This window comes from Alkalibacillus sp. S2W, from assembly GCF_046764385.1.
Taxonomy (GTDB): Bacteria; Bacillota; Bacilli; order Bacillales; family Alkalibacillaceae; genus Alkalibacillus; species Alkalibacillus almallahensis.
Window position 1 is genome coordinate 641,255 of the sequence record NZ_CP177234.1, and the last position, 12,218, is coordinate 653,472.

Sequence of the window (12,218 nt, forward strand, 5' to 3'; positions counted from 1 at the left end):
ATATTTTTCCTGTCCTTCTAGGTGTGGAGGACCAAAAAAGCAACAACGAAGCGACTGGGCCCGTTGTTGCTTTAGAACGTCAAAATGTCCTAAGTCAGATAGCCCTCCATATAGTCGCCTATATGACAGCCCTGCACTTCTTTAATGCAGAACCAGCTTCATGATTGTGAGGATCATCAAGCTTCGGCAAATCCCCCTTTCCTCATGCATCGCAAGAGCTCACTCTCCTCAACATAAGTACTTATGGTGTTTGCGCCTCTATCCTTACTTTAAATTCGTTTAAAATAAGAACGTTTAAGTTGTAATTTTACTGTACCAAAGTTCCCGTACTAAAACAAGTTATTTCCCTGAAAACTTAACGCTTTTATGACAAGCGAGCATGGAATAAATGAAATATGTTAAACTTTGAATGATTAGATGACAGTAGAAGGAAATAGGAGGTAGTAAGATGGACCAACACATCGTCTTTTTTGACTTAGATGGGACATTGCTTGATCGTTCTAAAAGTGTACCTGAATCAGCACGACAAGCGGTCCAAACGTTAAAGAATAATGGGCACATCGTCGCGATTGCAACTGGACGTGCTCCGTTTATGTATGAACATGTAAGGAATCAATTAAATATTGATACATATATTAGTTTTAACGGGCAATATGTAGTGTTAGATGGAGACTCAATTTACCGCAATCCACTTAAACCTGAAAGTTTAGAACGTATGGTGAACCAAGCAAATACTAACGATCATCCAATAGTTTACCTCGACCAAGAAGATATGAAAGCCAATGTTCAATCGAGTAGTTATGTGTCTGAGGCGATTGCGACATTGAAACTTGGCCAAATAGCTGATTACGACCCGACGTATAAAGAACGTGATATTTATCAAGGGTTACTGTTTTGTAAAGCGGGAGAAGAGCAAGAGTATGAAGCGGCATACCCTGAGTTTGATTTTCTCCGTTGGCACCCTTATTCAGTTGATGTGATTCCTCAAGGCGGATCAAAAGCAGAAGGGATCCAACATGTGCTAAAGCAAGTTGAATTACCAGAAGATCGCGTCGTTGTCTTTGGTGATTCCTTGAATGACTTAGAAATGTTAGCGCAATTCAAGCACAGTTTTGCCATGGAGGACGGTCACGACCGCGCGAAAGAAACCGCATCATATATAACGCCTGATGCTGATCAAGATGGTATTGAGCAAGGTTTGAAAAAAATGGGCTTGATATAAAAAGGAATCCTTTGGGCTCAATCACATTTAGAAGAAATAACCTAATAAATAGTAAACTTAAGCGCTCAGATACTTTTATGAGCGCTTTTTAATGGTAAGATTCAAACTTCTATAGTATTTAATCAAGCTGAAAACACTTATGAGCATGGGGATGGCGACAATAGCAGCTAATATATACCTTGGTGCCCCGTCTAATGTGAATATCGTAGGGTCATAGAAACTTCTAAAATATAAAACGCCCACTGTCACAGAACTTGGTACCATCGCAAGTAGAAACAAAGAAACCCAATTCTTTATATTTAATTCTGAAAGGTCAACTCTTAAACCAAGAATAGTAACTACAATCCACAAAATGAACATGGATGGGAAGCCAATTAATTCTAAAAGTGATACATTAAGTGGATCATTTAAAAGATTGTTAATAAAGACTAGTGAAAATATGACTATTATAAAATTTATTAAATGTTTGGTATCTTCTTTTGTTGATACGGTCATGACAGAATCGAGTGCTTTAGCATATGTTTCAGGAGATTTACCCAAAATATCTTCAACTGACTTGCCGTCTTTCTCACCTTCGATTAAATGCACCTTTGCCGTTTCCAATAATCCCTCGATTTCTGCATCGGTCTTTCCTTTAGAAATTAAATAACTACGCATTTTTTCTATAAAACGTTCGCCTTCTTTTGAAATCATATTTCCATCCCCTTTCCTTTAAGCACTTTGTTTACACTGCAATTTAACTGTTCCCATCGCTCAATAACTTGCAATACCAAGTATATAAATAAAACAGAAATAACTTGTTATTTAGAATATATTTACATTATATCTATATCAACTTGTAATACAAAACATTAATGCCAAATATTTGGTTGTTTATAAACTTTGTGCTTTGTTTAAAGGCATTTTCCAACTGTAAAACTAGCATCATAAACAACAATCAATTTGGCAGTGATGGTCGTGCAAAAGTAGGGAGAGTTTAAATCTATGTATTCTTAGTATTTGCTTGTTCATTAATGTTTTACATAGCCTTATCAGTAATCACATAGCTTTTTACAAGTGTTGAAATAAATATTTTGAACTGTGCGATTCAGTTCTCACGCCTATGTATTTAATTTATAAATTCAGATAAAAAGAAAATTATGTTAAAATTGTCACAAAAATTGTGAAAGTATGTTCTGGAGTGGTTGTATTTAACAAGTTATTGAGTTGAAAAAGGGGGGGATAAAATGGAGGAAACAGATTGGGATATAGAAGAAGTTAAACATTTAAAAACGAAGCAATTAATCCAAAGCAATCTTGTGATGCTGTTGTTATTCGTGCTGATCGGTTATTTTGCTGAGAACGGAAATATATTCGTCCTTTATGGAATGTTTTGTGTATTATTATGGCTAATAGTAGCTGTCACTTTGTACATCCTAACGACAGGAAAGTTTGTTGGTACAAAGACAAATAGGCGGGTGCAGGAGTTTGATAGAACTCAATTAGGAGAGAAACGTTGGAGGAGAAGGAAAATAATCGAACTTGTTTTCATGAGTCTGTTAAGTGTCATTGTTACAGTTTTGACGTTTGTTGAGGATTATGAAACTGCAATCTTTAACTTTCCTATCGATGCTTTTCCGTTTATGGGTGCTTGGTTAGGCTATAATATAGGAGAAATGATCAGAATACACAATTTGTAAAGGTGATCTGAATACTGGAATAACCCTTGTTCAAGTAACGGGTACTGTCATTGTATATGGAAAATAATGATTACATAAAAAACGCTCAGAATATTTTCTGAGCGTTTTAGTTTGTTATTTATAAAGCGAAGAGAGTGGACGAATTGGTTAATACTTAAGTTGTTGTAGCATTCGCAATCGCTTCATTTAATTGACTAACGATATCATCGCCTTCTTCAATACCGATTGAAATACGAACGACGTAATCATTAATGCCAAGATTTTCGCGTTCTTCTTCTGTTAAAGCTCGATGTGATGTTTTGCTCGGGTAGGACACAGTTGTTTCCACACCAGCTAATGTTGGAGCAATTTTAATCCAACCAAGTGATTTAAAAAATGTCGCTACATCGAGGTTGTGAGCTAATTCAATTGTGACGATCGCACCATTGCCACGAGTTGAAACATTTTCAGGATAATAGACTTGCTTCACACTATCATTTTCCTCGAGATGCGTCGCCACTTGTTTAGCATTGGCTGATTGCTCACGCATACGTAAAGCCAGCGTTTTTGCCCCGCGTTCTGTTAACCACGCCTCAAAAGGACTTAAATTCATGCCTAGCCCGACAACTTTTTTATTAGCAAGAGCGATTAAATCGTTATGTCCTACTAAGACACCTGATGTCACATCACTATGGCCACCAATGTATTTCGTGGCACTATGTACGACTAGATCCACTCCTGATGTATAAGGATTTAATAGATATGGGGTTGCGAATGTATTGTCGACCATTGTTTTTAGATTATGGTTTTTCGCGATTTCTACCAGTATTTTTAAATTTTCGACTCGTAGAAATGGATTTGTAATGGATTCTGTTATTAATAATTTTGTGTTTGATTGAATTGCTTTTTCAATAGCATCAGAAGAGCTGAAGTCGACTAATGTATAGTCGATTCCTAAGCTTGATAATTGTTTGGTAATTAATTGTTGCGTGCCGCCATATAGATCCTGTGCCGCGACAATGTGTTCGCCTGCTTGAATGACGGATAAAATGCCGGCCATAATCGCTGAAATGCCAGAAGAGGACGCGACACCTGCTGGAGCTTGTTCAAGCTGGGCAATGGTTTGGCCTAATTCCGCGGTATTTGGATTATTTTCACGTGTATATAGATAAGGAACCTCGCCCTCATAATACTGTTCGATATGGTCAAGGTCGTGAAACGTAAAGGCTGACGTTTGATAGATTGGCGTTGTTTTCGATGTCGTTGCTTCAGACTGATTAATTTGTTGATGCACGATTTGTGTATGGAATGATTGTTTGGTCATTTGTTTCACCTCGTTGTCGTTATACTATGATTTATAGTATAACCGATACGACTAAGTCGCTGTCAAAAGTTAATCACCGTTACGAATCGTATTGTTAACCATGACATAATCCACTGTTCTTAGTGCTTCGAGAGTTGTGCCACCTGCATAAGAGATCGCTGACTGTAAATCTTCAGTCATGCTTTGTAAAGTGTCTTGTAGAGCGCCTTTATAAGGGACGTGGAGCTTCTTACCTTCGACATTTTTTCGTTCGCCTTTTTGAAATTCAGAAGCAGAACCGAAATAAGTCTTAAAGGTAGTACCTTCTAGAGTAACAAGTTCACCAGGGGATTCATCATGTCCTGCGAAAAGTGATCCAATCATCACCATAGATGCGCCGAAACGAATTGATTTCGCGATATCACCGTGAGTACGGATGCCGCCGTCCGCGATAATCGGTTTGGTTGCCACTTCGGCACACCACTGAATAGCGTTTAATTGCCAGCCCCCTGTACCGAAACCTGTTTTTAACTTCGTGATGCAAGCCTTTCCAGGTCCAATACCAATTTTCGTGGCATCAGCACCTGCTTCTTCTAATTCTTTTACACCCTCAGGCGTGCCGACATTACCCGCGATCACAAAGCTGTTAGGTAATTCGCGTTTAATCGTCTGAACCATATGAATGACTGCGTCTGAATGCCCGTGAGCAACATCAATTGTGATATAGTCTGGTTCGAGTTCTGCAGCAGCTAAATCTTGGATAAGCATGATCTCTTCTTCTTTGACACCAACACTTATAGATGCAATTAGCCCTTGTTGTTTCATCCTTTGCACGAAATTGAAACGACGTTCAGGGTTAAAACGATGCATGATATAGAAGTAATGGTTGTTAGCTAGTTTTTGAGCTAAGTCTTCATCGATTACCGTCTGCATATTGGCTGGTACGGCAGGAAGACGAAACCAGTGTGGACCAAATTGAATAGACGGATCACATTCTTTACGGCTTTGGACAATACATTTATTCGGGATTAATTGAATATCTTCATAATCGAAACATGTGTTCATGATAAATCACTCCTAAAAACGAATGTTTTATAATCTTTGTTGGTTTTTATTCGCTCCAAGTAATACGATAACGGATTGAGTATAATAATTCAATAGGCTTGAGGTAAAAAATGAACTTTATTATAAGTTTAATTAAAATCGTTCGGTTTTTAATCAAAAAACCTACATCTAGTTGAGATGTAGGTTAGTTAGGTTGCCAAATTCTTTCTATTGTAGTATCCGTTTCAGAAATCGTTAATAGATGAACATCTGGATTTGTTAGACGAGAGAAGGCAGCCCCGTAACCGAAATGGTGGAAGAGCAAGGGAATGATACCGCCGTGAGACACAATGGCTGTTGGAGTGTTAGACTCCTTCTTAATATCTTCTATAGCCTCAATCGCACGCTTTCGTTTATTTTCTGGCGAATCAGTTTCGATTGGTGTGAATGAGACATCTTGAAATTGATTGTTTAAATGCGTGAGCCATCGTGAAAATTGTCTCTCATTAATTAATCCTTCGCTAATTCTTCGATCTAGTTCAATCGGATAACCGTGTTCTTGGGCGAAGGGTTCAATCGTATGGACAGCACGTATAAATGGACTGGTTACAATTCGGTCAATCTCGTATTGATTTAAAAATTTTGCTAAACTGTCTGCTTGATGTTCACCTATTGTCGTTAACGGTGCTTCAGGTTCTTGACCAGTCGCTTGTGCATGACGAATGATATAAATATGTTGTGTCATTTGATCACCTCAGTATCTGATTATTTCCCGATGGAGCTAAAGGCTAAACGTTGTGTTGTCATAACAATTATGTAACAATTAAACTATCATTTTTGGATAGAAAGGCGGATATTTGATGTTGCAATGGCAAGAAGAGCGAGTGATTCCTGTCCATATTGACTATGTTTGGGCGTTATTTCAACCAGACCAACTTCAACGAATTATGCCAAATGTCGTGAAGCACGAATTAATTGAAGGTGAGCCTGGTGAAGTAGGAGCAAAATACGAACAATCTTACCAAGAAGGGAAACGTATTGAGACATATATTGTAGAAACAATTAAACATAGCGACCAACCAGATGATAAAAATTGGCGGATTCAGTTTTCGATTGGGAAGGCATTTAAAATCGAAACTGAATATACACTGAAAAAACAAAGTGAGTCAGAGACACTATTTATCTATGAAGGACAAAATGAAGGGACTAATTGGTTCGGAAAGTTGATGATGAAGCTAATGTCTCGAAAAAGTAATGATCAAGTACTGACGACGTTTATGGAACGCGTCGAAGAAGAAGCTAAAAAAGAAGCGGGAGAAGCGTAGTCATTTGGCTACGCTTTTGTATTACCCGATCACTTTTGCCATAAAATTGCGATTACGTGGGCCGTCAAATTCGCAAAAATAGAGCCCTTGCCAGGTGCCTAAGACGAGTTCACCTTGATCAATAATCAGTGTTTGGGCATGGCCAACTGTGCTTGTCTTCATATGTGCAGCTGTATTACCTTCCATATGACGGTCTTGTGAATCATTCCAGGGATAAAGTTCACGGAACCGTCTAAGCATATCCGTTTTGACATCAGGGTCGGCGTTTTCATTCACGGTTAAACCAGCTGTGGTATGCATGGAACTAACAACAATAACGCCGTCTCGTAAGCCAATCTGCTTGATCCATGATCTGATTTCGTTTGTGACATCAATCATTTGGTCATGGTGGTCTGTTTTGAGGTGGAATGTTTTTAACATATTGATTTCTCCTTTAGAAAAAGTTTGATTTTATCTTAACATGAATGAGGGTTAAATGAGGTGAGGTTTGATGACAGGTTTAGTAATTTTATTTGTGATCTTAGGTGTTGTGAGCTTGTTGCTTTATTTAACACCAACATTTTTTGCGGTCAAAAATCAGCATCCGCATCGCACCTTGATTGTCGTTGCTAATCTATTAATTGGATGGACGTTAGTAGCCTGGATTGGTCTACTAGTATGGTCGATGAAACCTGAATGGCAGTTTTAATAGTGCTATTTTTTAATGACAACCTTTGTTAAAGTCCGTTGTCGAGATTGTGATACGCTCCCGGTGGACGCTTTCTGCGGGCACGGCTCGAGCCTCCTCGCCCAAAAAGCGCAGCCTGTGGGGTCTCGAGACTCGTGCTATTCCCGCAGGAGTCGCCACCTTCGCTTCTCACAATTCAACAACTTAGTGCTAGATTAATAGAAAATCAATGCTAAACTTTAACAGAGCCGAACGATAAAAGACATTTGAATAACTTACCAAAAAGCTGTGAAATCCTGTTGTGTCAGGGGTCTGAATGATTCTGAGTGACATCCATAATTTGGATTCCTTAATACCCTTGTCCTGTTGCGAGGTCACCTCCATACTGATAGGCGTTGGGGGTCAACAAAAAGGAGGAAATTTTAAATGTTAAGAACAACAGGATTAACGATCTTAATGATCATGTTGTCAGTGGTGTTTGTTGTCACACCAAGTTCAGCTGATATTGAACGACAGTATGAACAAGTACAATTCAATAATACAAATTGGTTCAATGTTTGGGATTGGTTTAACCAGTATGAGCAGAATCAAAACAATGATCAAACAGGACAACAAGAAAATACTCAACAAGATGAGAGTAATCAACAAGAAACAGAACAAGAACAAGCAAATGATCAAATAGAAGAATCTAATCAAACAGAAAATGAACAAGCTGATCAGTCAACTGAAGGGCATTCTTTCGAAGAACAGGTTGTCAATCTAGTAAATGAAGAAAGAGAGAAACGCGGATTACAGCCTTTAACACTTTCAGGAGAACTAAGTAACGTTGCTCGCGATAAGTCACAAGACATGGCGAATCAAGGTTACTTCAGTCACCAGTCACCGACGTATGGTTCTCCATTTGATATGATGTCAGATTACGGGATCGATTATCGTCGTGCTGGAGAGAATATTGCGCAAGGACAACGCTCTCCAGAGTCTGTTATGCAAGGTTGGATGAATAGTGAAGGGCACCGCGGAAATATTCTAAATAGCCAATTCACGCATATCGGCGTTGGCTATGTAGAATCACAAGGTACCACGTATTGGACACAAATGTTCATTACTAAATAGAAGCTCATAGAATGAGGATGTGCTAATAGGCGCATCCTCTTTAATTTTGAAATAACTTCTCTAAGTTATTTCAAAACTATGCTGATTTATGAGATAAGTTCGATTGATTATTTCATAACTGAGGGGAAATTTGAAATAAATTCAAAATCTCCCTAGGTTCTTTAAAGCGAATGAGTCGTATGCTATAATACTTCTGGAATTGAATACGGGGCATTAGCTCAGTAGGGAGAGCGTCGTGCTGGCAGCGCGAAGGTCATCGGTTCGAGCCCGATATGCTCCATCGACCAACACAAGCCGAACAATTTGGCTTGTGTTTTTTATAACACCACAAATGACTTCCTCGTACTATAGGGAGAATTGATGACAATTCAGCTAGTCTATCATCATCTCGATACCAAGTCCTCCCACTCGTGCATCATTTTTTCGATTTCCCAAGCTTTTCATGTTAATTATAGGAGAAAATAGCGTATAATGTAGTTAGTTACTATACAGAAGGGGCCATAACTATGATTAGAATGTTGTTGGTCGTAGCCATCGTTTTCGGAATTTTATATTTCTTTCCGGTTCAACAGCTCATTACAGATGGGGAAGACCGCGTTACGATAGGTGAAGCAACTGAAGATGCGCAAGAACGCTTTTCGTCGATTGATTTCGAGTCAGTGGCTTTGCAGGTTGTTAATACAGTAGACGATATGGCAGATAGACTAATGAACCTCGATCAAGAGGCGACACCAACGTTTAACCCAAGTCAGATGGAAAACCAAGAAACGACGAATGATATAGATACGGCTGATTTTGAGATTCAGGAATTAGAGGAAGAAGTTCATAAACTTGTGAACGAAAAACGAGCAGAACATGATCTGAATCGCTTAGAATTCTCAGAAGAAGCAAGTGTTGTAGCCCGAGAAAAATCTCGTGATATGGCAGTCAATAATTACTTCGCTCACGAATCGCCGACTTATGGAAGTCCATTTGATATGATGGACGAATTCGGATTAACTTACCGGCAAGCTGGAGAAAACCTAGCGAAAGGTCAGCGTACAGCTGAACAAGTCATGGAAGGTTGGATGAACAGCGAAGGTCACCGTGAGAATATTCTACATGAAGACTTTACTCATATTGGGATTGGGTATGTGAAAGACGGTGGTCAAACTTATTGGACACAAATGTTTGTTGGTAAATAAAGAAGTCGCATCCGTTTAAGGGTGCGACTTCTTTCGTTACCGAGGAATAATCGGTAAAAGGATATGTGAAGGATGTTTATCATCATGATAGATAGTTTGTTTGGCGATTTGAGTTTTGGTCGTATCTTTTAAAGTTGCGCCTGTATTTGGGTTCACATCATACACAGGGAAGTTGCTTGATGAAATTTGGATGCGTATGGCATGCCCTTGTAAAAAGACCTGACTTGTAGCCCAAAGATCAATCTCGAATAAAGTTATATGATTAGCTTTAAAATCAGGATGTTGGTGTGTGGCACGAACAATTCCTTCAGTGACATTGATTGAACGGCCATTTGGCAATACATCAGTTAATTTCACAGTAAAGTCTGTATCAACTGCGTCTGATGATGCGTGAATATAAGCTTTAACAGGTCCTGTTATTTCAAGAGGTTTAGTTAAAGTTTCGCTTGTAAACACAAGCACATCATCGCGTGATTCTATATTTTGTTGATCTAGCGGTCCTGTATTAACATTATGCATTAATAACGTTGGACCACCTTTTGTTGGTACTGGATCTTCTGGGGCGTAATCATATGTTGAATAACTAAAAGTCTCATTTGGATGTTGAAAGTCTAATCCATCATTGGTGACATATAACGGTTTGTAATTCGTTCGATTAAGTGGCCATTCATATTCAGAACGCCATTGATTATCCCCCATAACAAATAATTGAATAGGAGCTTCACGGTCTACTAAATCATTAGAAATTCCTTTTAACCAATAATTAAACCATTCAATATGAAGTGACGTTAGATCGTATTGACCGTTTACCTGGTCATCTGATGCTTTTAATCCGAAATAACGCTCACCGAAAAACGGACTGAAAACACCATGCCCCCAAGGACCGATGATTAATTTTTGATTGTCATTTTGAGGGTGCATTTTAGCATAATTATCAATGGTTTGATTGAGAAAACAATCATACCAACCAGCCAAATGTAGTCCAGGAATATTCACATTCTCAATAGAAAATTGATCCTCATTCTTCATTAGATTATTGTTCATATAACGAACGTATAAATCATATAAAGCTGGGTGCTTCTTAGCAGGAGGCCATGCCTCATATGGTGTATAAGAGTGCCACTGGAAAATTTGCTCTAGATCGTTTAATAGTAATTCTTCTGTTTTTTCGTATTCTGTGTTTGACTGTTTGCGTTTTAAATAATCAGAGGCAACGGAGTCCAATAGCCAAGTTTGTAGCTTGCCTAATTCGACTGCGCCATCTCGATATGAGAACCCATTCGCGATGTCATGTCCTGTAAATGCAGGGAATATTGCTTTTAACGAAGGGGGATTTGTCATCGCAGCAAATAGTTGTGTGAAGCCATAATAAGATAGGCCAAACATACCGACATGACCATTACTATAGGGTAATGAAGCAGCCCATTCAATACTATCATATCCGTCATAGAATTCTTGTTGAAAGGGGTGGAATTCACCTTCAGATGAAAAACGACCTCGTACATCTTGAATAATGACGACATAACCAGCTAATGCTATTTTAATGGGATCAATATAACGATGAGAGAAATTTGGTAGGTTTTTATTATAGGGTAATCGAGTTAAAAGAGCTGGCCACTCACCGTCTTGATTCGGCCGATAGACATTTGCATATAATGTTGTACCATCACGTAATTCACATGGGATGTCACGTTCGATTATGATTTGTTCAGACATCATGTCACTCCTTCATAGAATTTGATAGTAAAAGGTCTGCCTTGTATTAAGGCAGACCAATTTTTATTATTTAATGGGGGAGCTTAGTTACCTAGCATTTCGTCAACTTTATCTTGGTTGTTATCGATCCATTCTTGTGCCACTTCTTCTTCATTTTGCCCGTTTTCGATTTTGACAATCATTTCTTCGACATCTTCGATAGGAATACTCCAGTTAGAAAGGAAGTCGTATACGTCAGAATGATCTTCGGAAACTTGATTGTTCGTAACAACGTGAATAGTTGATGATTCGAAAAATTCACCTGATTCATCTTCAATTACTTTCAGATCAAATTCATTAAACATCGTGTGTGGTCTCCAACCATAGAAAATAACTGGTTCTTCGTTGCTGATTTTACGTTGAGCTTCAGCGATCATACCGCCTTCAGATGAGTTAACTTGTTCGAAATCAAGATTGTTAGCTTCAATAAAGTTATCGATCTCTTCTGTTGCACTTGCACCTTCTTCAATACCGTAGATTTCGTTGCCAAACATGTCTTCCTTGCCTTCAAGATCAGCAGTCGTTTCAATACCTTCAACATATGTTGGAACGACTAGACCTGATGATGCGTCTTCATAACTAATAGATGTACTCTCGATTGAATCTTCATATTCATCAAAGTAGTTTTGATGAACTGGCATCCATGAGTCCATGAATACATCAATGTCACCGCGAGAAAGTCCCATGAAAATTGAACTTACATCAGCTTGTGTCTCCTCAACTGTGTAACCCATATCTTCAATAATTAATTTTGCGATCTTTGTAGGAGGGACGGTACTTGTCCAAGGGGTAACTCCCATTGTAATAGTACCTTTATCTTCTGATGAGCCATTGTCACTACTGCCTTCACCGTTGCTGTCGCCAGATCCGCCACACGCAGCAAGAGCGATTAGAGCGAAAGCTGTTAACGTTATTGATAGTTTCTTCATGAAAAATCTCTCCTTCAT

13 protein-coding genes, 1 tRNA gene and 1 riboswitch are annotated in these 12,218 nt (G+C 38.6%); of the genes, 7 read left to right on the forward strand and 7 right to left on the reverse strand.

The features are described from left to right. Window positions 1-91 precede the first annotated feature (91 nt). Window positions 92-269: riboswitch (Lysine riboswitch) on the reverse strand. A 179-nt stretch (window positions 270-448) separates the two neighbouring features. Beyond that, window positions 449-1,222, forward strand: a complete 774-nt coding sequence (locus ACKXGF_RS03450) for a Cof-type HAD-IIB family hydrolase (protein ID WP_411954875.1) — start codon at window positions 449-451, stop codon at window positions 1,220-1,222. A 75-nt stretch (window positions 1,223-1,297) separates the two neighbouring features. Here ACKXGF_RS03450 and ACKXGF_RS03455 read toward each other — a convergent pair whose 3' ends face one another. Beyond that, window positions 1,298-1,915: an HAAS domain-containing protein gene (locus tag ACKXGF_RS03455; protein ID WP_411954876.1), complete on the reverse strand. Its 618-nt coding sequence runs from the start codon at window positions 1,913-1,915 to the stop codon at window positions 1,298-1,300. A gap of 533 nt (window positions 1,916-2,448) precedes the next feature. Between ACKXGF_RS03455 and ACKXGF_RS03460 the strand changes: the two genes are divergently transcribed. Then, complete coding sequence (locus ACKXGF_RS03460; RefSeq protein WP_411954877.1) at window positions 2,449-2,901, forward strand: hypothetical protein; 453 nt, start codon at window positions 2,449-2,451, stop codon at window positions 2,899-2,901. A gap of 154 nt (window positions 2,902-3,055) precedes the next feature. On the opposite strand, the gene ACKXGF_RS03465 is transcribed toward ACKXGF_RS03460, so the two are convergent. The 3 genes from ACKXGF_RS03465 to ACKXGF_RS03475 all read right to left on the reverse strand — a co-directional run bounded on the left by ACKXGF_RS03465 (window position 3,056) and on the right by ACKXGF_RS03475 (window position 5,972). Next, the gene (locus ACKXGF_RS03465; protein WP_411954878.1) at window positions 3,056-4,204 is read right to left on the reverse strand and encodes a trans-sulfuration enzyme family protein; all 1,149 of its coding nucleotides are present in this window, start codon (window positions 4,202-4,204) and stop codon (window positions 3,056-3,058) included. 69 nt (window positions 4,205-4,273) lie between these two features. Next, the gene (locus ACKXGF_RS03470; protein WP_411954879.1) at window positions 4,274-5,248 is read right to left on the reverse strand and encodes a GMP reductase; all 975 of its coding nucleotides are present in this window, start codon (window positions 5,246-5,248) and stop codon (window positions 4,274-4,276) included. A gap of 184 nt (window positions 5,249-5,432) precedes the next feature. After that, window positions 5,433-5,972 carry a histidine phosphatase family protein gene (locus tag ACKXGF_RS03475; protein ID WP_411954880.1) on the reverse strand — a complete coding sequence of 180 codons (540 nt, stop codon included), beginning with the start codon at window positions 5,970-5,972 and terminating at the stop codon, window positions 5,433-5,435. A gap of 115 nt (window positions 5,973-6,087) precedes the next feature. Between ACKXGF_RS03475 and ACKXGF_RS03480 the strand changes: the two genes are divergently transcribed. After that, window positions 6,088-6,552 carry an SRPBCC family protein gene (locus ACKXGF_RS03480; RefSeq protein ID WP_411954881.1) on the forward strand — a complete coding sequence of 155 codons (465 nt, stop codon included), beginning with the start codon at window positions 6,088-6,090 and terminating at the stop codon, window positions 6,550-6,552. Between the two features lie 21 nt (window positions 6,553-6,573). On the opposite strand, the gene ACKXGF_RS03485 is transcribed toward ACKXGF_RS03480, so the two are convergent. Then, window positions 6,574-6,972 (reverse strand): secondary thiamine-phosphate synthase enzyme YjbQ, encoded by a 399-nt coding sequence (locus ACKXGF_RS03485; protein WP_411954882.1) that lies wholly within the window; start codon window positions 6,970-6,972, stop codon window positions 6,574-6,576. 70 nt (window positions 6,973-7,042) lie between these two features. Between ACKXGF_RS03485 and ACKXGF_RS03490 the strand changes: the two genes are divergently transcribed. The 4 genes from ACKXGF_RS03490 (at window position 7,043) to ACKXGF_RS03505 (ending at window position 9,516) form a co-directional block, all read left to right on the forward strand. Further along, window positions 7,043-7,240: a superinfection immunity protein gene (locus tag ACKXGF_RS03490; protein WP_411954883.1), complete on the forward strand. Its 198-nt coding sequence runs from the start codon at window positions 7,043-7,045 to the stop codon at window positions 7,238-7,240. A gap of 405 nt (window positions 7,241-7,645) precedes the next feature. Beyond that, window positions 7,646-8,332 carry a CAP domain-containing protein gene (locus tag ACKXGF_RS03495; protein WP_411954884.1) on the forward strand — a complete coding sequence of 229 codons (687 nt, stop codon included), beginning with the start codon at window positions 7,646-7,648 and terminating at the stop codon, window positions 8,330-8,332. Between the two features lie 207 nt (window positions 8,333-8,539). Then, window positions 8,540-8,612: transfer RNA gene (locus ACKXGF_RS03500), tRNA-Ala, on the forward strand. 226 nt (window positions 8,613-8,838) lie between these two features. Continuing rightward, the gene (locus ACKXGF_RS03505; protein WP_411954885.1) at window positions 8,839-9,516 is read left to right on the forward strand and encodes a CAP domain-containing protein; all 678 of its coding nucleotides are present in this window, start codon (window positions 8,839-8,841) and stop codon (window positions 9,514-9,516) included. A gap of 36 nt (window positions 9,517-9,552) precedes the next feature. On the opposite strand, the gene ACKXGF_RS03510 is transcribed toward ACKXGF_RS03505, so the two are convergent. Next, window positions 9,553-11,232 (reverse strand): CocE/NonD family hydrolase, encoded by a 1,680-nt coding sequence (locus tag ACKXGF_RS03510; RefSeq protein WP_411954886.1) that lies wholly within the window; start codon window positions 11,230-11,232, stop codon window positions 9,553-9,555. Between the two features lie 83 nt (window positions 11,233-11,315). After that, on the reverse strand, window positions 11,316-12,200 hold the full coding sequence (locus ACKXGF_RS03515) for a glycine betaine ABC transporter substrate-binding protein (RefSeq protein WP_411954887.1): 885 nt from the start codon (window positions 12,198-12,200) through the stop codon (window positions 11,316-11,318). Between the last annotated feature and the right edge of the window lie 18 nt (window positions 12,201-12,218).

Bases quoted from the DNA above. Each gene is read 5' to 3' on its own strand.
- ACKXGF_RS03450 (WP_411954875.1), top strand. From the start codon at position 449: ATGGACCAACACATCGTCTTTTTTGACTTAGATGGGACATTGCTTGAT.
- ACKXGF_RS03455 (WP_411954876.1), bottom strand. From the start codon at position 1,915: ATGATTTCAAAAGAAGGCGAACGTTTTATAGAAAAAATGCGTAGTTAT.
- ACKXGF_RS03460 (WP_411954877.1), top strand. From the start codon at position 2,449: ATGGAGGAAACAGATTGGGATATAGAAGAAGTTAAACATTTAAAAACG.
- ACKXGF_RS03465 (WP_411954878.1), bottom strand. From the start codon at position 4,204: ATGACCAAACAATCATTCCATACACAAATCGTGCATCAACAAATTAAT.
- ACKXGF_RS03470 (WP_411954879.1), bottom strand. From the start codon at position 5,248: ATGAACACATGTTTCGATTATGAAGATATTCAATTAATCCCGAATAAA.
- ACKXGF_RS03475 (WP_411954880.1), bottom strand. From the start codon at position 5,972: ATGACACAACATATTTATATCATTCGTCATGCACAAGCGACTGGTCAA.
- ACKXGF_RS03480 (WP_411954881.1), top strand. From the start codon at position 6,088: ATGTTGCAATGGCAAGAAGAGCGAGTGATTCCTGTCCATATTGACTAT.
- ACKXGF_RS03485 (WP_411954882.1), bottom strand. From the start codon at position 6,972: ATGTTAAAAACATTCCACCTCAAAACAGACCACCATGACCAAATGATT.
- ACKXGF_RS03490 (WP_411954883.1), top strand. From the start codon at position 7,043: ATGACAGGTTTAGTAATTTTATTTGTGATCTTAGGTGTTGTGAGCTTG.
- ACKXGF_RS03495 (WP_411954884.1), top strand. From the start codon at position 7,646: ATGTTAAGAACAACAGGATTAACGATCTTAATGATCATGTTGTCAGTG.
- ACKXGF_RS03505 (WP_411954885.1), top strand. From the start codon at position 8,839: ATGATTAGAATGTTGTTGGTCGTAGCCATCGTTTTCGGAATTTTATAT.
- ACKXGF_RS03510 (WP_411954886.1), bottom strand. From the start codon at position 11,232: ATGTCTGAACAAATCATAATCGAACGTGACATCCCATGTGAATTACGT.
- ACKXGF_RS03515 (WP_411954887.1), bottom strand. From the start codon at position 12,200: ATGAAGAAACTATCAATAACGTTAACAGCTTTCGCTCTAATCGCTCTT.